Origin of the sequence: Celeribacter halophilus, from assembly GCF_018860305.1 — a bacterium.
In the GTDB taxonomy this organism is placed as follows: Bacteria; Pseudomonadota; Alphaproteobacteria; order Rhodobacterales; family Rhodobacteraceae; genus Celeribacter; species Celeribacter halophilus_A.
In genome coordinates this window covers 750,879-774,599 of sequence record NZ_JAHKPE010000031.1, presented here as the reverse complement: position 1 = coordinate 774,599, position 23,721 = coordinate 750,879, and the positions used below count along the sequence as shown (strand labels likewise).

The window sequence follows — 23,721 nt, the reverse complement described above, 5'->3', positions numbered from 1 at the left end:
GTTTTCTAGCTCAGGCTACATGCCACTCATCATGAAACGTTCGCCGTGGCCGTGGCGTCATAGAAACGCCGCAAAAGACATCGCCAACACAGCACGCCATATGCGCTCCGCTTTAACCGCAAAGAAAATCGGATCAAAAATGATCCGCCTATCTTTTTCCTGCGTAGTCAGGATATGTTGATCGAAAGCACAGAACGTCCCGCATCACATCGCAGGGAATACCGGCGCGCCAGCAGTGGCGCCGCCAAGGAAAGGCCGCGACAGGATATGACACAGGAGAGCCCTTCCTCCGATCCCGCCGCCGATGCGCTGAATGCGCTTTCACAGGAAACGCTTTGGATGTTGGCCGTGCGCGATACGCGGGACAAGGCGGCGTTTGCGGCCCTCTTTGATCATTTCGCCCCGCGGCTGAAAGGCTTCATCATGCGCTCTGGCACAGGCTCGGGTCAGGCCGAAGAGATCGTGCAGGATGTCATGCTGACAGTCTGGCGCAAATCCGCGATGTTTGATCCCCAGCGCGCGCAGGTGTCCGGCTGGATTTATCAAATTGCGCGAAATCGCCAAATTGATGTGATCCGCAAAGAGAACCGCCCCGTACCAGAGGAGTTGCACGCAGATCAGGCCACGGAGCCGGATGCGCAGCAGATGCTGGGTCTCGAACAGGAGGCCTGCAAGTTGAAAACCGCGATTGGCCGGCTGAAACCGGATCAGCGCGAGATGATAGAAAAGGCCTATCTGGGAGAATTGACCCATCAGGAGATCAAATCCCAGACCGGCCTGCCGCTTGGCACGATCAAATCCAGAATCCGTTTGGGACTGGAAAAATTGCGCCATGATTTGAAGGACATGCGATCAGATGGCTGAAATCACGCATCACATTCCGGACCCCGTGCTCGCAGCCTATGCGACAGGGTCCCTGTCGGAGCCCTATGCGCTCGTGGTGGCCACGCATCTGTCGATGTGTCTGGAATGCCGCGCCAATTACGAGGCCCATCAGATGCTTGGCGGGGCGGTGCTGGAAATGGCCTCGACCGAGGCGCTTTCCGGTGATCTGAAAACCGGTGTCATGGCCATGCTCGATACCCCTGTTGTGCCGCAGCCCGCGCACAGCCGCTCCGGCATCTACCCCGGACCGGTCATGGCCGCCCTCAAAGGTCGCCCCCCGCGCTGGAAATCTTTGGGACTGGGCGTCCGTCAGTGCATCCTTACAGGCAACTCGGAAGGCTCCGTGCGGCTTTTGCATATTCCTCCGGGACAGGCGGTGCCGGATCACGGGCATAACGGGCTGGAACTCACGCTGGTGCTTCAGGGCAGCTTTGTGGATGAAACCGGACGGTTCGGCGTGGGTGATGTCGAGGTCGCCGATCAGGATCTGGAGCACACGCCGGTCGCAGAATCCGGCCCGCCCTGTATCTGCCTTGCCGCGACGGATGCGCCTTTGAGGTTCAATGCCTTCATGCCGCGCCTGTTGCAGCCGATCTTTCGAATCTGAACCACATAAGGCAGGGCGCAGAACGTCCTGTCTTTTGACACGATGGGAGCGCCACCATCCCAACACGCATGTGACATACGCGTAAGCGAAACGGTCTTGCGACCTATCAGATTTGTAGGGGAATAAAAGTGGCAGTCCGTAGGGGAATCGAACCCCTCTTTCCAGGTTGAAAACCTGGCGTCCTAACCGATAGACGAACGGACCGCGCTTGGCGTGGCGCGTATCTATGAAATACGCGCGGGCGGCGCAAGAGATATTTTGCTTCCGGAGTGAGTTTTTTCAAAAATCTGTGACAGAAGCGGCCATCAGGCCTCTGCCGCATCTTCAAGGCGTAGCTGCACTGATTGCCGTCCGCCCCATGTGTTGATCTCCAGACGGCCAGCCAGATGGAAGCGCGCGCCGCCGTGGCGTTCGAGGGCGGGGCCGAGCGGGCTGTCGAAGGCTCCGAAACAGATCGCGTCGAGGCGTGGGCCTTGCCCGTCGGAGAAGGTCACTTTGAGGTGGCTCTCACCGACGCGGCGGGCAAAATGGATGGCGCAGTCGGGGAAGGCAAAGCGCGGGGCGGGGGCAGAGGCGCCATAGGGGCCTGCGGCTTCGAGTTGCGCGATCAGTTCGGGAGAGGCCGCGCCGGGCATGAGCATACCGTCGAGCTTGAGGTCCGACGGGCCGAGATCGCCCGCGCCCTGTTTCGCCAGAAGCTCCGACAGACGCTCCATCGCGGGCTCCAGCTTGTCACGCATCACGGTCAGCCCCGCAGCCATCTTGTGACCGCCACCTTTGACCAGAAGACCCTCTGCGGCGAGGCGCTGGATCGAGGCGCCGAGGTCGACGCCGGTGACCGAGCGGCCCGACCCCTTGCCGACGCCGTCTTCGTCGAAGCCGATCACGATGGCGGGGCGGTTGGTGGCCTCTTTGAGGCGCGAGGCGACGATGCCCACCACGCCGGGATGCCAGCCATTGCCCGCCGCCCAGACCAGCGGCGCGTCGAGACCGCGTTGTTCGGCCTGCACCAAAGCCTCATCGCGCACCGCATTTTCGATCTCGCGGCGTTCCGTGTTGAGATGGTCGAGACGTTCGGCAAGGGCCTGCGCCTCGTTCGGGTCCTCGGTGGAGAGCAGGCGCGCGCCCAGATCGGCGGCTCCGATCCGTCCGCCCGCGTTGATGCGTGGCCCCAAGAGAAAGCCGAGCGAATAGGAGGTCGGCGCACTGTCCATGCGCGAGACATCCGCCAGCGCGCGCAGCCCGATGCGCTCGCGGCGGGCCATGACCTTGAGTCCCTGCCGCACCAGCGCACGGTTCACGCCGATCAGCGGGGCGACATCGGCCACGGTGGCCAGCGCCACGAGATCGAGCATCGCCATGAGATCAGGGCCTTTGGCGCCTTCGCTGCGCATCTGGCGTCCGGCTTCGACCAGCATGAGAAAGACCACGGAAGCCGCACAGAGATGCGCCAGATCACCGCTTTCGTCCTGACGGTTCGGGTTCACCACGGCGACGCACTCCGGCAGAGTCTCGCCACCCAAGTGGTGATCCAGCACCATCACATCCGCCCCTTCCGCGGCGGCAATGGCCTCATGGGACAGGGTGCCGCAATCGACGCAGATGATGAGATCGTGATCGCGGGCCAGCCCCTCCATCGCGGGTTCGTTGGGGCCGTAGCCCTCGTCGATCCGGTCGGGAATGTAGAGGGTCGAGGACAGGCCCATCTGCCGCAGCCATGTGATCAGCAGGGCCGCAGAGGTGCCGCCATCCACATCGTAATCGGCAAACACAGCGATTTTCTCGCGGGCTTGCACGGCTTTGAGAAAACGCGTGGCGGCGGTGCCCATATCTTTGAGCGTCAAGGGATCGGGCAGCAGGTCTTTGAGTTTGGGCTCAAGGAAACTTGCCACATCCTCGGGGGCCACGCCGCGCCGTGCGAGGGTCTGGCACAGGGGCAGGGGCAGGGCGGTCTGTTGCGCGAGCGCCTCGGCCAGACGGTTGCGTTCGACCGAAGGGCCGACCCAGCGGCGACCTGTGAGAGACGCGGAAACATTCAGGAAATCATGCATGGGTCATGTATCGCCCAAGCGTGCGAAACTTGCAATCGCGCATGAAAAAGGCGGCCCGAAAGAGCCGCCTTCCAGATGGGAAAACCTGCCGCTTATTTCTTGATCGGGTTGCGGTAGGTCATGTGGCGCACGGAGCCGGTTTTCGAACGCATCAGGATGGTTTCCGTGGTCAGGTGGGTCGGCTCGCGTTTGATGCCGCGTACAATGGAACCGTCGGTGACGCCGGTGGCGGCAAAGATCACGTCGGAGGTCACAAGCTCGTCGCGCGAGTAGACCTTGTTGAGATCGGTGATGCCCGCTTTGGCGGCGCGGCCCCGTTCGTCATCATTGCGGAACAACAGGCGGCCCCACATCTGGCCTCCCATGCATTTGAGCGCGGAAGCGGCGAGAACGCCTTCTGGTGCGCCACCGGAGCCCATGTACATGTCGATCCCTGTTGTCGGCTCGGCACAGTGGATGACACCGGCGACATCGCCATCGGTGATGAGGCGGATGGCGCAACCTGTGGCGCGCAGCTCGGCGATCATGTCTTCGTGGCGCGGACGTTCCAACACGCACAGGGTGATTTGATTGGGCGCAACGCCTTTGGCCTTTGCGAGGGCGTGAACCCGTTCGGTCGGTGTCATGTCCAGCGAGACGACGTTTTCGGGATAGCCGGGGCCGATGGCGAGCTTGTCCATATAGACATCCGGCGCGTGCAGCAGCGTGCCGCGCGGGGCCATGGCGATCACGGTCAGCGCGTTGGGCATGTCTTTGGCGGTCAGGGTTGTGCCTTCGAGCGGATCAAGCGCGATGTCGACGGCGGGTCCGTTGCCGGAGCCGACTTCTTCGCCGATGAAGAGCATCGGGGCCTCGTCGCGTTCGCCTTCGCCGATCACCACGACACCTTTGATGTCGAGCGAGTTGAGCTGTTCGCGCATGGCGTTTACAGCGGCCTGATCCGCGGCTTTCTCGTCCCCGAGGCCGATGAAATCGGCGGAGGCGAGAGCGGCCTGCTCAGCGACGCGGGCGAGACCAAGGGAAAGCATACGGTCATGGAAGGTGGGAGTTTGCGACATGTCTTACGGGTCCTTTTCGGCGGACAGGGAGTTCTGTTCTCCCTTCATGACCACATGTTCCCGAGCGGGGCAAGGGCAGGGGAGTTGTCACAGCGCTAACATTTCCATGTTTGCGCCAACAGTCTGGAAAGGTGAAGTTTTTGCGACGTTTTGATTTGTCGCGACACGGTGTCTGTCGTGGAACTTCTTGCGTCCGAAGTGGCGCGGGCGGGCAGCATCCGAACATGCGCCCGTCTTCGTCACCTGTGGATTGACGCGCGGAAAAGAGCCGTGCGTTACAGGTTCTCGATGCGGATCGCGACGGGGTCTGTGGCCAGAACCCCCGTGGCTTTCATGCCGTCGAGAGCGGCGTCCAGCGAGGCGCGCGAGGTGGCATCTGTGACGATGAGCACGGGCGCAACCTCGGGGTTGGCGTCCTGACCGTATTGGCGCATCCGGTCGATGGAGACACCCGCATCGCCTAGAGCGGCGGCGATTTTCGCCAAGGCACCCGGTTTGTCCAGAAGCGACATGCGCAGGTAATAGGGGGCAGGCGTGGCGGCAACTGCGGGGGTGGATTTTTCCAGCGCAGCAGCGGGCACGCCAAAGGTCGGCACGCGAATGCCGCGGGCGATGTCGAGCACGTCGGACATGACAGCAGAGGCGGTGGGGCCTTCGCCCGCGCCTGCGCCGCGCAGCACGATCTGGCCGACCTCGTCGCCTTCCAGCACACACATATTGGTGGCGTTTTCCAACTGCCCCAAGGGCGAGAGCGCCGGCACAAGGCAAGGCGTCATGCGCTGCTCAAGGCCACGGCCCGTCATCTGCGCAACCCCCAGAAGTTTTATGCGATAGCCCATGTCGGCGGCGTGGCGGATGTCCTCGATGGTGATCCGCTCGATGCCTTCGAGCACCATATTGTCGAAATCGACCTGCGTGCCAAAGCCGATGGCGGCCAGAAGCGCCAGTTTGTGACCGGCGTCGATCCCGCCCACGTCCAAAGTCGGATCGGCTTCGAGATAGCCAAGGGCCTTTGCGGCCTCGAACACCTCGTCATAGGAGAGGCCTTCGTTTTCCATGCGGGTTAGAATGTAGTTGCAGGTGCCGTTCATCACGCCTGCGATGCGCTCGATCCGGTTGCCTGCAAGCCCTTCGGTCAGGGCTTTGATCACCGGAATACCGCCCGCGACTGCCGCTTCAAAGCGCAGGGCCGCGCCTTTGGTTTCGGCTTTTTCGGCCAGCATCTGACCGTGATGGGCCAGCATGGCCTTGTTCGCGGTGACCACATCTTTACCTGCGGCAAGCGCGGCTTCGGTTGCGGCCTTGGCCGGACCGTCAGAGCCGCCCATCAGTTCGACGAACAGATCGACATCATCGCGCAGCGCCAGAGCCACGGGATCGTCTTCCCACGCGTAATCGGAAATCGTCACGCCGCGATCCTTGTCGCGAGAGCGTGCGGAGACGGCGGAGATGACCACGGGCCGCCCCGTGCGCTGTGCCAGAAGATTGGCTTTGCGCTGGATGATCTTGATCACGCCGACGCCAACGGTGCCAAGACCTGCAATGCCAAGACGCAGGGGGGCTTGGGAGGACGGGGTATTGGGCATAGGAGGCTCCGGCTGGGTCAAAAACTGACCGTTCTGATAGCGGTGAACGGGGGTATGTGCAACTCTTGTGCGTGTTCGGTCTCGTGCGGGTGTCGCTTTGTCGGTGCTCAGTCGGTGTCGTTCAGGCGCGTGACGGCGGACTGGAGCTGGTCGCGCTCTGTCTGGCTCAGGAGGGGCGCTTGTGACAGGCGGCTGGCGCGGGCCTGCAAGGCTGCGGCGCGGGCCTCCAGCGTTTGCGCCTGATCCAGACTGTCCTCTTCGCTGCCTGTTGCGGCCCCGCTCTGGGCCAAGGTGGCGCTGTCCAGAAGGCTGGGCCAAGGCTGATCTGGATCGATAGGGGCCACGCGGCCCGACAGATCAGGGCGCTCCGCACAGGCGGACAGGAAGAGCATCAGGGCAATCCCCCCTGTCAGAAGCAGCGATGATGGGCGTGGGTGCGACATGAGAGATTCCCGGACGAGGTTGCTGCATCCGTTCTAGCTTGCGGCGCGGCGCGGGACAATCCGCCTTTCCCTTTTGGCCGCCTCGGGCTAAAGCGCATGGGGTAAGCCAGTGCGTGCCAGAGGAGAGAGCCGATGAGTGATCTGAATGTGACCCCGTCGCCGATGCGTCGTGTGAGTGCCGTAGCGATGCTCGGGGTGCTCGGGATTTTGCTCCTGCGCGTCGCGCTCGGGCCAGAGGCTCTCGGGGCGGGCTGGGTCGCCATGCTTCTGGCCTTTGCGGCGGCGGTGTTCTGGGTGTCCTGGCGCTTGTGGGAGGCGACGGCCTGTCGGCTTGTTCTGACCGAAGAGGAGCTGGTTGAGGAAGGGCTGGGTGGTGTGCGCGGACGTGTGCTGTGTCGGCTGGACGATATTGCAGGGGTCGAGCGGGGCACCTTTGCCTTCAAGCCGTCGAACGGGTTTATGATCCGTCTGAAAACGCCGGCCTCGCGTGTCTGGGCCCCCGGCCTCTGGTGGCGTTTTGGCAAACGCGTGGGCGTGGGCGGTGTCACCCCCGCTGGGCAGGGCAAGGCGATGGCGGATGTGATCGCGGCGCGGATCGGCACGGGTGCGCGGGTCGATTGATCCGTACCTGACTGGCTCCAGCGTCCGGATGTCGCAGGTGCGGTTCCGGACGCCTGTGAATCGTGGCTCTTAGTTGGTCAGACTGCCCACAATTGACGACAGAAGACCGTCTGAAGAATCCTCCGTCCCATCGGAATGGACGTAGCTGCTGCCGCTGCCAACGGTTCCGTCATCGAAGGCCACTTGTGAGGAAAAACGCGGCTTCGTGGTGACCACATCGGTGAAATCGACGTCTCCCAATCCGACATCAAAGAAAGGTGACCATGTGCGGCTGGTCTCGACAACGAGGACCTGCTCGCCATCGGCCATCATGGGCAAGACGCTTTCGACCGTGTCGAGATCGCTGTCGGTGAGCGCGTCATAGTTGCCGGTGCCATAGGACCAGACCAGCTGGTAATATTCGGTGCCGTCGTCCTCCACGACGTATTGCACGGCAGAGGCGCGAAGGGCGATGTCGGCGTCATTGTTCAGGAATCTGTAGAGATCCGCCAGCCCGTCCACGAAAGTCCCGTCAATCTCGTCGGTTTGACGCGAAAGGTAATCCGAGATCGTGTAATTGGCCTGGTTCGCATCGGTCTTGGCCCCGAAAGCGAGAAAAAACGTGATGATGAACAGGATCAAGAAGATCAGCAGGGGCAGCACCAGCACGGTCTCGACGACCCCTGAACCGCTCTCGTCGCGGCGGAACTGTTGGCAGAGCCGGCGCAGGTTGAGCTTCGGAAGCTGATGCGGATGAGCAGGTTTCATGATCAGCCTCCTTAACTGTTGGGTTCGTTGACAAAACCGGCGGTCGCAACCATCGCGTAGCCCGAGCCGGGGGTTTCTTCCAGCGCGGCACCAAGCCAGCTGGTCGGGAAGAACGGATCGACAAGGACACAGGCGCGCACCAGCATCAACTCGTTCTCGCCCCCTGCGTTAAACGTCGTGTTGGGGGCGACTTCTTCGGAACGGTCGATACATTCCGCAAGGCTGTCGGGATATTCGAAATCATTCGCGTCGATCGGTTCGAGCGCGATGTGGATGTTCTCTTCGCAGTTGTTCACATATTTGGCGTAGTCACAGGTCGTCGTTTTAAGCGTGTCGAGCGTGACCTCCGCCATATTGCCGAGACGCACATCACGCACGGCCAGATCAAGCCCGCGGTTCAGCATGGTGTTGACCACATTATAGTAGCCGACTTCGAAGCCCCCCAAGACGAGAGCGACGAAGAGCGGGAACACGATCACGAATTCGACGGTGGCGTTGCCGTCATCGTCTTTCGCATGGCGGCGCGAGAGGCCGCGCAGCTTTGAGAAAACACTCATTCGACCAGCCTCAACTCGGTGATTTTGGAAGCGATGGCCGCGAAAGCCTCCGAAATTTCTGTGCCTTCAACGTCGTAGTAATGCGAATCCGAGGACGCGCAGTCTTGCATGACTTCCTGCCCGTCGTCAGGCGCTTCAAAGCCGATGGCAAAGATGATCGTGCCGGCGTTTTTCGCGGCGGTGCAGATGTCGGACAGGCGATCGTCTTTTGTGTCCGCGTCAATGTAGACTTGGGTTTTGTCGAGCCAGTCATAGTAGACATCGGAATCTTTGCCTGCGGCGAGATAACGGGCGTAGGCGTGGTTTTTAACGGTCATGGTGGACCAGACTTCAGGCCAGCTCAGTTCCCAGATGTCATCCGTGTCATCCAGATCATAGGGAAGGGTGGTGTAAATGTCGTTGTTGCTCAGTCGCGTATAGCGGGTGATGGTGGAGCAGTTGTAGTAATACCACTTCCCTTTGTTTTTATAGGACGAGCAGCTTTCATAGTCCTCCCCCACAAAGACGCGCCCGTCTTTATCTCTGTAGACATCCGTGGAGTAGCCGTCACGGTAAGGGTCAGGAATGTAATATTGGGCCGTGTTTTCCCCGTCTGTCATGACAACAAGGTATTTTTGTGAATCCTCTGCGGAAGCCGGTTGATCTGTGCCGGAGATGGCCTGTGCAGATTCATCCAGAAGGGCCGCCCCCCATTTGACGCCGAGGTCGATGGACGTATTGCCTTCGGCATACAGGTTGGTGATGTAGGTCTCGATTGTGTCTTGACTGTTGGTAAAGGCCAGAACCTCGCGGGAGCTATCGGGCGCACAGACTTCAAGCGTTAGATCCTCGTCTAGATCGTCCCAATCGCTATACCAAGGGTCGAAATCCAGCGTCTGTTCGTAATACCGGGTGGTGTCCTCGTCGTTTTTATAGGTCAACGGGATTGACGAGAAATCGCTTTCTTCGAAGTTGAGGCAATAGGATTTGTCATGTGCGTCTGTCAGGTTGAATGTTGACAGAATGTCTTCGCCTGCATTCACCTGTGTGGCGTAGGGCACGATGGAAATCGACACTTCGTCGCTACCGGCATTGTCAAAGATGGTCTCGGTGAATTCTTTGGCGGCGGATTGCAGGTTTGTCAGCCGGCTATAGCTGTTCATCGAGCCGGAGACATCGAGCACCAGAGCCACTTCCAGTCCGGAGATGCCTTGCTCTGCGGTGCTGTGGCTTGTCATTTCCAGATCGTCAATGGAGACGAATTTCAGGAAATAGGTCGGGATTGTTGCTTCAACACTGGCCGTCACCTGACGACCGTCGCCAAGCGGCGTCACGACGATCTCGTCTTCGTTGAGATATTCGCTTAATCCGGCTTTCTCGAAATAGTCGATCACAATATCTTCGGGATCGTTGGTGTTTCCGAGGTTGGTTGCGGCCAGAACGGCGCGGTCCAGCGTATTCTGTAATTGCACGCGCAGGGCTTCATGGCGCATGAAATCAAGCCCCATCCCCGCCACAAGCAGAATGAACACAAAGCAGAACAGGCCCAGAACCGTGATCGAACCCTGTTCGTCACGTGTAAACCGGCGGCGCAAACGCCAAACCTCCGCAGTCGCCTTCAGGCGTGCGCGGACGGGCCCCTTGCCCATTTTCAACAGATGAAGGTCCGCTTCGCGGCTTTCAACTTTACCCAACATGACACCGTCTCTTTATTCGAGTGGTGCCCCCTAATTCCCAGTTTGCGCTTTGGTGTGGCCGGATTTGCCCGTGCATGACACACCTCACACAGCGGGTATTTTTAGCCTCTATTTACCAGCGGTAAAGCCCGGATGTGTCCGGCCCTGAAATGGCCGCAATACGGGAGAAAATCTGCGGCATAAGCCCTTATTGTGCGCGGGTCGGGAACAGTCGGTCTTGATCTCGACGCATTTCGGCGCGCTTTGAGACACATTTGGGAACGGTTTCTGCCATAATGTGATTCGCAGGCGCGCGGCGCCGGTCCTGAAAACCCGCCTCGCCATGCGTCTCTGCTCTGGACCTTGCGCTGATTTCGGAGAATACTCACGCCCATGTCTTTACCCCCGGGATTCTTGGATGAGCTGCGCAACCGCCTGTCGCTGACCGATGTGGTCGGTCGCAAGGTTATGTGGGATCAGCGCAAGTCCAACGCCGGCAAGGGGGATATGTGGGCGCCATGCCCGTTCCACCATGAAAAAACCGCGTCCTTCCATGTGAATGACAAGGACGGCTACTACTACTGCTTCGGCTGTCATGCGAAGGGCGACGCGATCACCTTTGTGCGCGAAACCGAGAATGTCAGTTTCATGGAGGCCATCGAAATTCTCGCACGCGAAGCAGGGATGCCGATTCCCGAACGTGATCCGCAGGCCCAGAAACAGGCTGACAAGCGTTCGCAACTGGCCGAGATCAACGAGGTGGCCAACCGGTTCTTCCGCTTGAACCTGTCGCAACAGGGCGGGGCACAGGCGCGGGCCTATCTCGACCGGCGCGGCATGAAGCCCGAGACCCGCGAACGCTTCGAGATCGGCTATGCGCCGCCGGGCAATGCCTTGCTGCGGGCGCTCAAGGATCAGGGCATTTCGGTGGAAATGGCCATTGAGGCCGGTGTGGTGGCAAAACCCGATGACGGGCGCGACCCCTATGACTTTTACCGCGACCGGATCACATTCCCGATCCGCGATGCGCGCGGGCGGCTGATTTCGTTCGGCGGGCGGGCGATGGACCCGAATGCGCGGGCGAAATACCTCAACGGTCCCGAACGGCTTTTGTTCGACAAAGGCGCGGCGCTCTATAACCACGGCCCTGCGCGGGCCGGATGTGGCAAGGGGCAGGTGCTTGTTGTCGCCGAGGGCTACATGGATGTCATTGCCATGGCCGAGGCCGGTTTCGACGCCACGGTGGCCCCTTTGGGCACGGCGATCACCGAACGGCAGTTGCAGCTTATGTGGCGCATGTCCGACGAGCCGGTGATCGCGCTTGATGGCGATAAGGCGGGGCTGCGCGCGGCGTTCCGGCTGATTGATCTGGCCATGCCCTTGCTGCAATCGGGTAAGGGGCTGCGCTTTGCCATTCTGCCGGAGGGGCAGGACCCCGACGAGTTGATCAAGGCCAAGGGGCGTGAGGCCATGCAGGAGGTGCTCGACGGGGCGTTGCCGATGGTCGCGCTGTTGTGGCGGCGCGAGACCGAGGGCAAGGTGTTCGACAGTCCCGAACGGCGCGCGGCTCTGGACAAGAGCCTGCGCGATGCCATCCGCCCGATCGCGGACCCGTCGATCAAAGGGCATTATGGTGAAATCCTCAAGGACATGCGTTTTGAACTGTTCCGTGGCAAACGCAGCGAGCAGCAAGGCGGAGGCGGAGAACGGCGCGCATGGACGCCGGGCAAGGGGCGCTTCAATGGCGGGCGGTTTGGCAAGGGGCCTGCGGTGCCGACCGAAGGGCTGAAAGCCTCGCTCATTGTCTCGGGGGACGAAACACAGGCCGATCTGATGCGCGAGGCGGTGGTGCTGGCGGTGCTTGTGAAAAACCCCGGACTGGCGCTTGATTTCCTGTCGCAACTCGAAGCGCTCCAGCCCCGGACGGAAGATCACGCGGCGCTGCTCCATGCGCTACTGACCCATGCGGAAGTCGAAGACGCCGACGAGCTACACGAAAAGATCCTCAACGATGTGGGGCGCGGCCCTCTTGACCGGCTGCTGTCGCATCCCCATGTGCAGATCACGCCGCCGGTGCGCAAGCCGGATCGCGAGGTGGCGCAGATGTGCCTCACGGAAGAACTGGCCAAGCTGAAAGCCCGTCGGGGCTACAAGGCCGAGCTGGACGAAGGTCTGGTCGATCTTCTGGCGGCGGAGGACGAGAAGGTAACATGGCGGCTCCGGCAGGCCGCCGAAGCACGCAACAAGGCAACCAAAGCGGAGGCCGAGGACAAAACGGAATTCGATACGGCCGAGAATGGTCTGGAACTGTCGCGTGACGAGCGGGATGCTTTCCGCGCCCTTCTGAACCGAATCGCGCCGGAAGGTCAGAAGTGAGAATCACCACAGGGTTGCGGCAGAAGGGTCACGGACCCGAATGAAGCGTGTCGGCAACCTATGCTGGGCTCTGGTGCATGGTTGGTTAAGGAAATATGGGTATTCGGGTGGCGAATCGCTGATTCGCGTGACATGATTCGTTCAACTCGGCTGGTCGGGCACTCGTTTTGGATGAACTCGGGCAAAGCCGCGCTTGAAGGCTCGATAGAGCCGCGCATTAAGATTAGGGGAGAGCCGCATGGCCGCTAAGGACAATGACGACGCCAAAACCGAGGATCAGGACGTGATGCTCGACGTGAGCCAGGCCGCGGTCAAGAAGATGATCAGCGAGGCGCGCGAAAAGGGCTACATCACCTACGATCAGCTCAACAAGGTTCTGCCGCCGGAACAGGTCAGCTCGGAACAGATCGAGGACGTGATGTCGATGCTCTCCGAAATGGGCATCAATATCATCGAGGACGAGGAAGCCGAGGAAGAAGAAAATTCCGGCAAAGGTGGCGAACTCGTCACCGCGAACAGCTCGCGCGAAGTGGCCGTTGCGGCGTCCGAGACCGAAAAGCTCGACCGCACCGATGACCCCGTGCGCATGTATCTGCGTGAAATGGGCTCTGTGGAGCTTCTGAGCCGCGAGGGCGAGATTGCCATTGCGAAGCGGATCGAGGCCGGACGCAACACCATGATCGCAGGGCTGTGCGAAAGCCCGCTGACCTTTCAGGCGATCACCATCTGGCATGACGAGCTTCTGTCCGAGGACATTCTCCTGCGCGACGTGATCGACCTTGAGGCCACGTTCGGCGGCGGCGTCGACGGGGACGATGAGGAAGAGAATGTTGTGGGCGGTCTCAAGACCGAAGGCGCTGCGACCAGCGGTGAGACGAAGCAGAAAGAACAGGAATACGACGCCGACGGCAATCCGATCTCCACGGATGACGACGACGATGACGAGGACGAACAGGCCAATATGTCTCTGGCCGCGATGGAAGCGGCGCTGAAGCCTCAGGTTCTGGAGACGCTGGCTCAGATTTCCGAGGATTTCGCAAAGCTGTCCGAGATGCAGGACCTGCGGATGTCCGCGACACTCAACGAGGACGGGTCCTTCTCCGAGGCCGAAGAGGCGCAATATCAACAGCTCCGTTCCGAGATCGTGACGCTGGTGAATTCGCTGCACCTCCACAACAACCGGATCGAAGCGCTGATCGACCAGCTTTACGGCATCAACAAGCGCATCATGACCATCGACTCGAACATGGTGAAACTCGCCGATCAGGCGCGGATCAACCGCCGCGAGTTCATCGAGGCTTACCGTGGTGCCGAACTGGATCCGAACTGGCTTGACCGTATGGCCGAAAAGCCGGGGCGCGGCTGGCAGATGTTCATCGAGCGCCACACGCCGAAGGTCGAGGAACTGCGCGCCGAAATGGCGATGGTCGGTCAATATGTCGGTGTCGACATCTCCGAATTCCGCCGCATCGTGCAACAGGTGCAAAAGGGTGAAAAAGAGGCCCGTCAGGCCAAGAAGGAAATGGTCGAGGCCAACCTGCGTCTCGTGATTTCCATTGCCAAGAAATACACCAACCGCGGTTTGCAATTCCTTGACCTCATTCAGGAAGGCAACATCGGCCTGATGAAGGCTGTGGATAAATTCGAATACCGGCGCGGCTATAAATTCTCCACCTATGCGACATGGTGGATTCGTCAGGCGATCACCCGTTCGATTGCCGATCAGGCCCGCACCATCCGTATTCCGGTCCATATGATCGAAACGATCAACAAGCTGGTGCGGACTGGGCGTCAGATGCTCCACGAAATCGGTCGCGAACCCACACCGGAGGAATTGGCAGAAAAGCTGCAAATGCCGCTGGAAAAAGTCCGCAAGGTGATGAAAATCGCCAAGGAGCCGATCTCTCTAGAGACGCCGATTGGCGACGAGGAAGACAGCCAGCTTGGCGATTTCATCGAGGACAAGAACGCGGTCCTGCCTTTGGATGCGGCGATTCAGGAGAACCTCAAAGAGACCACAACCCGCGTGCTCTCCTCGCTCACACCGCGCGAAGAACGCGTGCTGCGTATGCGTTTCGGGATCGGGATGAACACCGACCACACGCTCGAAGAGGTGGGCCAACAGTTCTCCGTGACCCGCGAACGGATCCGCCAGATCGAAGCGAAGGCGCTGCGGAAACTGAAACACCCCAGTCGCAGCCGCAAGCTGCGGTCGTTCCTGGATCAATAAAGTCAGAGGCGCCTCCCGAAAGGGGGGCGTTTTGCTTATGCCGAAGCTGCAATATGTTGTTTATAAACTGACATTTCCGAACGGGAAAATTTATGTTGGGATGGATATTGGTGGCTCAGGTCATTCTTTGAGGTATTTTGGGTCATGGAATAACGACCTTGTTGAAGCGGACTTTTCTACGGAAGAACTGCGTGATTTTACGCTACGCAAAGAAATTCTGTTTGAAAGCGATGACAAAAACGAAGTCCGGCGGGAAGAAATGCGGCTGATATGCGCGCTTCAGTCGAATAATCCCGAGATTGGCTATAATCTGCACCCGAAGTTTCGAAGCTGAATTGCATGTTGCCGTGTGCCCGCGCAACTCTAACCATCTGCGGCTTGCGCTTCGGGGGCAACCGCTTCAAAATGCCTTCCAAACAGGAGGCCCCATGTCCCTTTTCGCAAAACTTTTCGGTGGCAAATCGAAACCCGACGCCACGCCGAAACCCGAAAGCAAACCGGAGCTTTACGCCGCAGATTTCCGTATTTTTGTGGAGCCGATCAAAGAGGCGAGCGGCTATCGCGTCGCGGCCCGCATCGAGAAGGACATCGATGGCGTCACCAAAACCCATATGATGATCCGCGCGGATACAATGAGTTCCGAAGACGATGCGCGTGCGGCGAGCCTGCACAAAGCGCAGGTTTTCATTGATCAGATGGGAGACGGCATTTTTAGCTAAGGCCAACATGATGCCGCATGAACTTGTGCCGTGTTCTTTCTGAATAGCGTCCGGAACGGCACGGCCCCCAACGCATAAGGTGCCTATGTCTTATCCCTCTCACATACTCGTCGCCGCTGTTCTAAGCGTTGCCGCGTCGCCTGTTTGGGCGGTCTGCGCGGGCAATCAGGAGACGGTGTTCGCCTGTTCCCTCGGGGCCAAGCAGGTGGAGCTATGCCTGACCCCAACTGAGGATCGCGTCACCTACCGCTTTGGACCCGCACAGGCCCCCGAGATCGAACTGACGCGCGACTTTGACGAGATATCGATGCAGCCGTGGCATGGCATTGGGCGCACGATTTGGGATCGTGTGACCATACCCAACGGCGATTATTCCTATAGCCTGTCGTGGTCCCTCGACAAAATTGACCAAGAGATATCAGGCGGGATTGAGGTTGCCCGCGGAGAGACTGTCTTGGCCTCTTTGACCTGCGTGGGTGCGGGTGAGAGTGGCGCGATTATGGGGCGGCTTGAGACCTTGAGCTTTGCGATGCAGGATGCGGGGTTCTGTCGCTCCGAGACATACGAGGCCTTGCGAGAGGGGCCATGCGAATGAGCCACCATTTGTTCGAGTTTTCCACACATGGGTCGGGCCTCTATGAGATCACCGACGATCTGGCGCGCTGGGTCGCAGGCGAGGGGTCAATGGAGGCGGTGCTCACCGTGATGGTGCAACATACGTCGGCCTCTCTCGTCATTCAGGAAAATGCCGACCCCGAGGTGCAGACCGATCTCGCGGCGTTTTTTCACCGGCTGGTGCCGCCGACAACCGACCCGTCCATGTCCTATTTGACCCATACCTATGAAGGGCCGGACGATATGCCTGCGCATATCAAATCTGCGCTGTTGCCCACGTCTATCACAATTCCTGTCATTGCGGGGCGTATGGCGCTTGGAACGTGGCAGGGAGTTTACCTTTTCGAACATCGCACCCGTCCGCATGTCCGGCGCGTCATGGCGGTTCTGCGATAGGAGGTCTGCCGGATTTTTGCGCCTACTACATCTTGGGTTGCATTTTTGATCTACCCAAATTGTGGCCTGCCCCCTATAGTGCCTGTGGATAACTGGGGCATAGACCCCAGATGATTGAGGCAGTGATGAAATAAGGGGGCGCGGATGCGTTGTCCATTTTGCGGAAATGTTGATACCCAGGTGAAAGACAGTCGTCCGGCTGAGGATCATGTTGCGATCCGGCGGCGGAGGTTCTGTTCGGCCTGTGGCGGACGTTTCACCACCTATGAACGTGTGCAGCTGCGCGACCTTGTTGTTGTTAAAACCAATGGTCGCCGCGAAGATTTCGATCGCGACAAGCTGGAGCGCTCCATCCGGATCGCGGTGCAGAAACGCCCGATTGAACCGGAGCGTCTCGACCAGATGATTTCCGGCATTGTGCGGCGTCTGGAAAGCATGGGCGAGACGGATATACCGTCGAAAATCATTGGTGAGATCGTCATGGAAAGCCTCGCCCGGATCGACACCGTGGCCTATGTGCGCTTTGCTTCCGTCTATAAAAACTTCCAGGCCGCAGATGATTTTGACAAATTTGTCAGTGAGTTGCGCCCGGACACCAAGTCTGACGAATGACCGGCCTGAGTGACGTGCGCCATATGCGCCACGCGTTGTCTCTGGCGGCACGCGGGCTTGGGCGCACATGGCCGAACCCTGCGGTCGGCTGCGTTATTGTCAAAGATAATCGCATTGTCGGGCGGGGCTGGACCCAGCCTGGCGGTCGGCCTCATGCCGAGGCGATGGCGCTTGCCCAAGCGGGGGATGCCGCACGCGGCGCAACGGCCTATGTCACCTTGGAACCCTGTTCCCATCACGGCAAAACACCACCTTGTTCCGAGGCGCTGATCGCGGCGGGCCTGTCCCGTGTGGTTGTCGCCTTGGGTGACCCCGATCCGCGCGTGAACGGAAGAGGTTTTGCAAAGCTGCAAGAGGCGGGGATCGCAGTCACGACCGGCGTTCTGGAGGCGGAGGCCAGAGCGCAACAGGAGGGGTTTCTCTCGAAAGTGACGCTGGGGCGTCCCATGGTGACACTGAAACTCGCGATGTCTTGGGACGGGCGGATCGCCACGGCCACGGGGGAGAGCCAATGGATCACAGGTCCGCTGGCCCGTCGTCGCGTTCATGCCATGCGGGCCACGCATGACGCGGTTCTGGTGGGCGGCGGCACGGCGCGGGCGGATGATCCGAGCCTGACGGTGCGCGGGCTTGGGGTCTCGCACCAGCCTGTGCGCGTGGTCATGTCGCGCCGCCTTGACCTGCCGCTTACGGGGCATCTGGCGCGCACGGCACAAGAGATTCCGGTCTGGATTCTTCACGGACCTGAGGTGGATGACGCTCTGAAATCCGCATGGCAGGGGCTTGGCGCAGACCTGATCGAAGCCTCTGTTATTGCAGGGAATATTGATCCGAAATCGGCATTTGAAGCCTTGGGCGCACGCGGTGTGACGCGGGTGTTTTGCGAGGGCGGCGGGGCGCTGGCGGCGTCGCTTTTGTCGGCGGATCTGGTGGATCGTGTGGCGCTGTTCACCGCAGGGCTGGCCATCGGCGCGGAAGGCCGTCCGGGGCTGGGCGCGCTGGGGCTTGACCGGTTGTCAGCCGCAACACGTTACCAGCTTGAAAGCGTGGAGCAGCTTGGGCCCGACACATTAAGCCAGTGGCGGCGCGGGCCTGCGCATGGTGAAGGGCCGAACGAATAGCGTCCTAACTCTCTGATTTTCAATAAAACACTCTAGCGAAGCCCAAGCACGGCGGCGCGGAACTGGCGCAGTTTTGCCAGCGCATATTGCAGGGCGCGACTGCGTCCCTGCGGTGCGATGGCGAGCTGTTCGAGCGCCTCTTCGGGCGCCAGCGCGGCCCCTGTTTCAGGGGCGAAATACCGCGGATAGTCGAGCAGAACCGCATGGGCAAGCCCCATAAGATCGGGTCCGGCATTGCGTCGGATAGGCGTCGGACTTCTGTCGGACGTCAAACCCCATCCGGCATAAAAGGGCGCACCGGTGCAGGTCACAGGCTTGTGGCGGAGCAGGGCCTCGAATCCGATGAGTGAGGTCATGGTCCAGACCTCGTCACAGGCCTCGATCAGGTGCAAAGGATCCGCCTTTGCGGCAATCACATCCGCGATCTCTTGCGCCTCGGGCACCTTGCCACGCCGCAGACCGGCTTCCACATCAGGGTGTGGTTTGTAGATGAGTATCGCTTCGGGATGCGCGGCGCGGGCGGCGGTCAGAAGATCGAGATTGGTGGAAATCTCGCCTGCGGCACATTGGATCGAGGCATCGTCCTCAACCTGTCCGGCGACGAGAATGCGATGCCCCTCCGGCAGATCCGGCAACCCGTCGCCAACATTGTATTTGCTCAACCGCAAACGCGTCAGGCGCTGGACGAAACGCTCGATCCGGTGGCGCTGATGCGGGGTCAATTCGGCGCGGGCGGTGATGAGTTGTTCGAGCCGTGAGGGCCGTGTCGGGTCAAAGTAGATGCCCGTATCATCAAGCACCAGAGACAGGGGCCGCACCAGAGCCGCGCCCAAACCGCGCGAGCGCAGGAACCCGTCTTCGAGCCGCACCTCGGCCTCCGGCGCGCGCCCCCAAGCGATGTGGCGAAGCCCTGCGGCCTTGTGGCGGGCGATGCTGTCGGGGGCATCGGTGAAGATGATCTGCGACCTGCCGAGATAACGGCGTAGGAAAGGGCGTTTCCACGGCAGGATGTTGGAGGCGACATAACCCGCCGCATCCTCCGTTACGGCGCGTTGGCGGGCTTCAAGGCGGGCGAGGAGGTCTTCAATCTCCACCCCCTCATCTCCCGCGCGCCATTGGGGGGCCATCATGAGGGCGGCGCAAAAGAGCTGGACGCGGGTCAGGCGGCGGGTCGCATAAGGGTCGGGGCGCTCGTCCTGTGTCAGGCCAAGGCTGCTATACCAAGGCTGCCCGAAAACGCGGGGCCGATGTCCGGCGAGAATGGCGTCGAAACCGTAACCGGCGCTGTGGGTGTAGACGGCGGTCGCGTTTTCCAGAAGGGGATAGAGCGCGCTGTCTTCGGAAAGCAGGATGATCCTAGGATCGTCATGGGCGGTGAAATACCCGTCGGGGCAGGGCAGGATTGCAACCTGCGCATTGAGGATCTCCGTCTGGGCGAAGACCAGCATTTCGGCCATATCGGCCTCGCTCGGGGCCTTTTCTGCAGTTCTGGGCTGATCCAGAACGAGCACATATGGAACATCTGGCAGGGCATCCTGCGAAGGAGGGGTCGCAAATTTGGACAAATTCAACGAAACCAGCCATGCCATCGCATCGCGTGCGCGATTGAGTAACGCGCTGTCATCCAGAGGGCTGCGGGTGAGCAGGGCGTCCCAGTCTTCCAGCGAGGCGTAGGAGAGATCGGGCTCGTCCTGCACACGTTCGAACAGCAAGGGAGGCGCAAAGGAAAGCCGCCCCGACAGATGATGCGGGGCGGCTTGGGATGCGTTGCGGTCGGGATCGACCATCGGGTCTATTCGCCGATGCTGGCCAGCGAGTCGACAGAGCTGGTGGCGCCGGTAATTGCACCCAGAGTTTTCTGCCATTGGGTGAACGGCGCTTCGGTGACATAGATCGTATCGCCATCGCGGATCAGGAAGTCGCGGGCAAGGAACAGGCCGTTCGGCTGGGTCAGGTCCAGCATGTAGATCATGCGCTGGGGACCGACCAGATCATCGCGGCCAAGCACCTGTTTGGCGATCGCTTCAGGTTCGTTGCGGAACACGAAAACCCCTGTGGGATCGGCGGAATTGGTTTGCAGCCCGCCGACTTGGGCGATGGCTTCAATCGCGGAGAGATTGCGGGTCTCGAAATTGATGACGCTTTGACCGCCTGTGGCCCCAAGTGCAGTGAAGGAGCGCGGATCGGCTTCGACGAGGATGCGGTCGCCGTCGCGCAGCGGGATGTCGTATTTCGGATTCTTGTAGAGGTCTTCAAACCAGACCGTGCCGGATTTGCTGCCACGAATAACTTTGACCTGCGCGATATCCGGATCGACGGCGACACCGCCGGCTTGTGCCAGCATGGCGGTCAGGCGACGGGTGGGGCGCTGGATCGGGTAGACGCCTTGACCTGCAATCTGGCCGGTGATGGTGACGGTGGCCCCGTCTCCTGCGGCGCGTGTGACCATGACCTGCGGATCGGGGGTCTGGGTGTCGAGCTTTTCGGTGATGATGCGGCGGATGGCCTCGGGGCTGTTGCCTGCGGCTTTGATGCGTCCGGCATAGGGCACGAAGATGAAGCCGCTGCCGTCGACCTGAACTTCGGAGAGGACGGTGGCGTTGGCACCCTGACCGGCCAGCAGCCCGTCATCGACGTTTTCCCAGATCGTCAGCGACAGCACGTCGCCTGCGGCAATGGTGTCGGAGCCGACAACGCCTGCGTTCTGGAAGGCGGAGGAGAAGCCGAGTTCTTCGGTGATGGCGGTGGCCGTTGTGACGTGGTCATTGACGGCCACGACAAAGGAATCGCCTTGCTCCAGAACGGAGCCTGCAAAAATCTCTTTCTTGTTGGGGCCGGATCGTGGAAGGCCGCAAGCCGACAGACTCGCGGTGATGGCAACTAGCGCCACAGCGCGGGTGATGCGCGATGTCAGGATTTGCACAGCTCGAACTCCTCTGCCCCAAATTTTTATCGGGTTTAATCGACACGTTAACCAAAGGCGACATAAAAATCCACTGTGAGGGGCATCTCGGGCGGGAACGTTCGGTCAAGTGTTGCGCGCAAGACGCGGCGGTCATAGGGAATGTGGTGATTTGGAAATTTCTCTCAGGATATAGGGGGCTACGCGGCGATGTTGAGGCCGGTTTGGCGGGGGCTCAGGTCTAATTGACCACGCGCAGAGGCTGGCGCGGCGGGGCGGAGCCGGAGATCAGGGCCGCATCGGGGGCCTCTTTGGAGAGCATCAGATCCACCACGAGGCGCAGGAGTTGCCGCCGTCCCCGTTTGGAATAGAACCCGCCGGGCACTTGCGAGGTTTCCAGAAGGAATTGCCGGTAATCGCGATAGGCGCGGGTGTCGGGCCGTTCGGGGCGGGCGAAGAACTCGTCCAGCGGTTGATGGGAGACGAATTCGGGCTTGTCATAGACCGCACGTCCCAGAATGCGCAGGGGTATCCCCAGCGAGAGGACCTGTTGTCCGGCGGTGGAATTGACCGTGACGGCGGAGCGGGCGCTGTGCAGCAGGCGTTGCAGCTTGCCGCCACGCACGAAATGCACGCGGGACTCGACGCCGAACTGGGCCGCGAGGCGGCGGATTTCATGGCGCAGGTTGCGCCGGTCGTTTTCCAGAGGGTGTGCCTTGAATACGAGGTGGTGATGCTGTGGTGCGCCTTTGGCAAAGCCTTCGATCACATCGGCGATGAATTCGGGCATGGTCGCATAGGGGCTATGGACCTGAAAGCTGGTGTCATGTTCGAGCTGCAGCAAGGCGATATGGAAGGGATGTCCGGCGGCAAGGATGGCGCGTGTGTGCCATGCCCGCGAGAGCCTGTGCAGCGGCATCAGGGTCAGGCGTTTGAAATACAGCAGGAATTCCTTGGTCACGGGCAGCTCGCGGTGGCCGCGATAGTGTTTGAACGCGGAGTTCCGGAACATCACGAACCAGTGGTAGAGCGCGCCGTAAAAGATGTGCTGGCGCATGTCGCCCCAATGGGCGGGGGGCTCGATACTGTCGTGTTCGATCTTGGCCAGAGCCTTGCGCATATCCTCGACGGAGAGCGACATGAGGGTGGAGTTGCCGTTCGATCCGTTGCGCTCGTAGGACACCCAGTAGGGGCGGATGTAGCCCTCTTCGAACACATGGATGGTCAGGCCAAGCGCGCGGGCCTTCTCGATTGCAAGCGCATGGACGGGGCGGGTGTCGCCGTAAAGCACGATGTCGGTGACGGATTTCTCGCGGACAATCTCGGCAAATCGCTCGGGCCAGTGGTCGGCCGGTTCGGTGTAGGGCAGAAAGCTCCGGCTGGAGAACCAGAAGGCACGGTCGCCCGCATTGAACCCCACACGCCAGACCGACGCACCTGCCGCGCGCAGCATCTTGCCAAGCGCCCAGAAGAACGGCCCGTGCGGTCCTTGCAACATCAGGAATACCCGTTTCTCGGCGGAGGCAGGAACGTCTGTGGGTTTCATGGGCATAGGATGTGCAAACGATTGTGTTTCAGGAAGATACGCGGGGTTTACCTTGAGTTAACCTCTGTGTGGCGCGAAAGTAAGGCGGAAATGTGGCATTTCCTTCCCCGTGCTTTTCTTCGTGCTCATCCCAGAGACACGATCCTGTGGCGCGATACGGTCTTTGGGGGACGACGGGTAAGCGACGGGCAAGTGCCGCCCCCACCCGCAACGCGCGACTTGCAGCGGCGCGCGCGGGGCGCTACCTCTGGCACGGACACAAACGCCTGCGCCCGCCTGTCACTGGCGCGGGGTATCATCTGGAGAGAGCATGTTCACAGGGATCATCACGGATATCGGCACGGTTCTGGAACTGGAAAAACGCGGGGATCTGCGGGCGCGGATCGGCTGTGCCTATGATGTCGACGGGATCGAGATCGGCGCGTCGATTGCCTGTGATGGCGTGTGCCTCACGGTGGTCGCGCTTGGAACCGAGCCGCAAAACTGGTTCGACGTGGAAATCTCTGCGGAAAGCGTGTCGAAAACCAACATCGGCGCGTGGCAGACCGGCAAAAAGCTCAATCTTGAGCGGGCGTTGAAACTTGGCGACGAGTTGGGCGGGCATATCGTGTCGGGCCATGTGGACGGTGTGGCGCAGATCACGGCGATGGTGGACGAGGGCGACAGCACAAGGATCAGCTTTGACGCCCCCGAATCGCTGGCCAAATTCATCGCGCCGAAAGGCTCGGTCGCGCTCAACGGCACGTCCCTGACCGTGAACGAGGTGGAAGGCACCAGCTTTGGCATCAATGTCATTCCACACACGCAAGAGGTCACCACATGGGGCGGCGTGGCCGTGGGCGACAAGGTCAATCTCGAGATTGACACGCTGGCGCGCTATGTAGCGCGACTTCAGGAGTGGCAGGGCTGAGTTTCGCCTGACGGGAATTTTTCATAAACTGCGTAAAAAAGCTGCATCAACAGGTGCGGCAATTCTCTGGCGTTTGGCGGCGCA

The 23,721-nt window shown here is 60.5% G+C and carries 22 protein-coding genes and 1 tRNA gene; 12 read left to right on the top strand and 11 right to left on the bottom strand.

All coding sequences use genetic code 11. From position 1 onward, the window contains the following. The first annotated feature begins 267 nt into the window (after window positions 1–267). Together KO492_RS15600 and KO492_RS15595 are read left to right on the top strand one after the other, a co-directional pair. Entirely contained in the window at window positions 268–864 is a 597-nt protein-coding gene (locus KO492_RS15600) for a sigma-70 family RNA polymerase sigma factor (RefSeq protein WP_289847591.1), read from the top strand. Then, window positions 857–1,492 (top strand): ChrR family anti-sigma-E factor, encoded by a 636-nt coding sequence (locus KO492_RS15595; protein WP_216045776.1) that lies wholly within the window; start codon window positions 857–859, stop codon window positions 1,490–1,492. Before KO492_RS15600 ends, KO492_RS15595 begins: the two co-directional genes overlap by 8 nt. 129 nt (window positions 1,493–1,621) lie before the next feature. On the opposite strand, the gene KO492_RS15590 is transcribed toward KO492_RS15595, so the two are convergent. The 5 genes from KO492_RS15590 to KO492_RS15570 all read right to left on the bottom strand — a co-directional run bounded on the left by KO492_RS15590 (window position 1,622) and on the right by KO492_RS15570 (window position 6,630). Further along, window positions 1,622–1,696 (bottom strand) — tRNA-Glu (locus KO492_RS15590). Window positions 1,697–1,797: 101 nt separating this feature from the next. After that, a complete protein-coding gene (recJ, locus tag KO492_RS15585; protein WP_216045775.1) occupies window positions 1,798–3,543 on the bottom strand; it encodes a single-stranded-DNA-specific exonuclease RecJ in 1,746 nt (581 codons plus the stop codon). A gap of 92 nt (window positions 3,544–3,635) precedes the next feature. Further along, the gene (glpX, locus tag KO492_RS15580; protein WP_066599340.1) at window positions 3,636–4,601 is read right to left on the bottom strand and encodes a class II fructose-bisphosphatase; all 966 of its coding nucleotides are present in this window, start codon (window positions 4,599–4,601) and stop codon (window positions 3,636–3,638) included. Between the two features lie 275 nt (window positions 4,602–4,876). Continuing rightward, window positions 4,877–6,187 carry a homoserine dehydrogenase gene (locus KO492_RS15575; RefSeq protein ID WP_216045774.1) on the bottom strand — a complete coding sequence of 437 codons (1,311 nt, stop codon included), beginning with the start codon at window positions 6,185–6,187 and terminating at the stop codon, window positions 4,877–4,879. Window positions 6,188–6,294: 107 nt separating this feature from the next. Beyond that, window positions 6,295–6,630, bottom strand: coding sequence for a hypothetical protein (locus tag KO492_RS15570; protein ID WP_216045773.1), 336 nt, complete (start codon window positions 6,628–6,630; stop codon window positions 6,295–6,297). A gap of 132 nt (window positions 6,631–6,762) precedes the next feature. Between KO492_RS15570 and KO492_RS15565 the strand changes: the two genes are divergently transcribed. Beyond that, window positions 6,763–7,251, top strand: a complete 489-nt coding sequence (locus KO492_RS15565; RefSeq protein ID WP_216045772.1) for a hypothetical protein — start codon at window positions 6,763–6,765, stop codon at window positions 7,249–7,251. Window positions 7,252–7,320: 69 nt separating this feature from the next. Here the strand turns inward: KO492_RS15565 and KO492_RS15560 are convergent, their stop codons facing one another. Genes KO492_RS15560 through KO492_RS15550 form a run of 3 tightly spaced genes read right to left on the bottom strand, consistent with a single transcriptional unit; the run spans window position 7,321 to window position 10,231 of the window. Continuing rightward, on the bottom strand, window positions 7,321–7,998 hold the full coding sequence (locus KO492_RS15560; protein ID WP_216045771.1) for a TadE/TadG family type IV pilus assembly protein: 678 nt from the start codon (window positions 7,996–7,998) through the stop codon (window positions 7,321–7,323). An 11-nt stretch (window positions 7,999–8,009) separates the two neighbouring features. Beyond that, on the bottom strand, window positions 8,010–8,555 hold the full coding sequence (locus KO492_RS15555) for a TadE/TadG family type IV pilus assembly protein (RefSeq protein ID WP_216045770.1): 546 nt from the start codon (window positions 8,553–8,555) through the stop codon (window positions 8,010–8,012). After that, entirely contained in the window at window positions 8,552–10,231 is a 1,680-nt protein-coding gene (locus tag KO492_RS15550) for a TadE/TadG family type IV pilus assembly protein (protein ID WP_216045769.1), read from the bottom strand. Before KO492_RS15550 ends, KO492_RS15555 begins: the two co-directional genes overlap by 4 nt. A 372-nt stretch (window positions 10,232–10,603) precedes the next feature. Here KO492_RS15550 and dnaG point away from each other — a divergent pair, with 372 nt between their 5' ends. The 8 genes from dnaG (at window position 10,604) to ribD (ending at window position 18,279) form a co-directional block, all read left to right on the top strand. After that, window positions 10,604–12,586, top strand: a complete 1,983-nt coding sequence (dnaG, locus tag KO492_RS15545; protein WP_216045768.1) for a DNA primase — start codon at window positions 10,604–10,606, stop codon at window positions 12,584–12,586. 238 nt (window positions 12,587–12,824) lie between these two features. Next, complete coding sequence (gene rpoD / locus KO492_RS15540) at window positions 12,825–14,816, top strand: RNA polymerase sigma factor RpoD (protein WP_216045767.1); 1,992 nt, start codon at window positions 12,825–12,827, stop codon at window positions 14,814–14,816. Window positions 14,817–14,853: 37 nt separating this feature from the next. Next, window positions 14,854–15,150: a GIY-YIG nuclease family protein gene (locus KO492_RS15535; protein WP_216045766.1), complete on the top strand. Its 297-nt coding sequence runs from the start codon at window positions 14,854–14,856 to the stop codon at window positions 15,148–15,150. Between the two features lie 94 nt (window positions 15,151–15,244). Continuing rightward, window positions 15,245–15,535: an HlyU family transcriptional regulator gene (locus KO492_RS15530; RefSeq protein ID WP_216045765.1), complete on the top strand. Its 291-nt coding sequence runs from the start codon at window positions 15,245–15,247 to the stop codon at window positions 15,533–15,535. Window positions 15,536–15,620: 85 nt separating this feature from the next. Beyond that, window positions 15,621–16,130: a hypothetical protein gene (locus KO492_RS15525; RefSeq protein WP_216045764.1), complete on the top strand. Its 510-nt coding sequence runs from the start codon at window positions 15,621–15,623 to the stop codon at window positions 16,128–16,130. Next, window positions 16,127–16,546 (top strand): secondary thiamine-phosphate synthase enzyme YjbQ, encoded by a 420-nt coding sequence (locus KO492_RS15520; protein WP_216045763.1) that lies wholly within the window; start codon window positions 16,127–16,129, stop codon window positions 16,544–16,546. The genes KO492_RS15525 and KO492_RS15520 overlap by 4 nt, the downstream gene beginning before the upstream one ends. Before the next feature lie 144 nt (window positions 16,547–16,690). Next, a complete protein-coding gene (gene nrdR, locus KO492_RS15515; RefSeq protein WP_066599305.1) occupies window positions 16,691–17,158 on the top strand; it encodes a transcriptional regulator NrdR in 468 nt (155 codons plus the stop codon). Next, the gene (gene ribD / locus KO492_RS15510; protein ID WP_216045762.1) at window positions 17,155–18,279 is read left to right on the top strand and encodes a bifunctional diaminohydroxyphosphoribosylaminopyrimidine deaminase/5-amino-6-(5-phosphoribosylamino)uracil reductase RibD; all 1,125 of its coding nucleotides are present in this window, start codon (window positions 17,155–17,157) and stop codon (window positions 18,277–18,279) included. Before nrdR ends, ribD begins: the two co-directional genes overlap by 4 nt. Window positions 18,280–18,311: 32 nt before the next feature. On the opposite strand, the gene KO492_RS15505 is transcribed toward ribD, so the two are convergent. The 3 genes from KO492_RS15505 to KO492_RS15495 form a co-directional block, all read right to left on the bottom strand. Next, window positions 18,312–20,066, bottom strand: a complete 1,755-nt coding sequence (locus tag KO492_RS15505; protein WP_216045761.1) for a capsular polysaccharide biosynthesis protein — start codon at window positions 20,064–20,066, stop codon at window positions 18,312–18,314. 5 nt (window positions 20,067–20,071) lie between these two features. Further along, on the bottom strand, window positions 20,072–21,202 hold the full coding sequence (locus KO492_RS15500; RefSeq protein ID WP_216045760.1) for a polysaccharide biosynthesis/export family protein: 1,131 nt from the start codon (window positions 21,200–21,202) through the stop codon (window positions 20,072–20,074). 220 nt (window positions 21,203–21,422) lie between these two features. After that, entirely contained in the window at window positions 21,423–22,679 is a 1,257-nt protein-coding gene (locus KO492_RS15495) for a capsule biosynthesis protein (protein ID WP_252735548.1), read from the bottom strand. A gap of 358 nt (window positions 22,680–23,037) precedes the next feature. Between KO492_RS15495 and KO492_RS15490 the strand changes: the two genes are divergently transcribed. Further along, the gene (locus KO492_RS15490; protein WP_216045758.1) at window positions 23,038–23,637 is read left to right on the top strand and encodes a riboflavin synthase; all 600 of its coding nucleotides are present in this window, start codon (window positions 23,038–23,040) and stop codon (window positions 23,635–23,637) included. The last annotated feature ends 84 nt before the right edge of the window (window positions 23,638–23,721 follow it).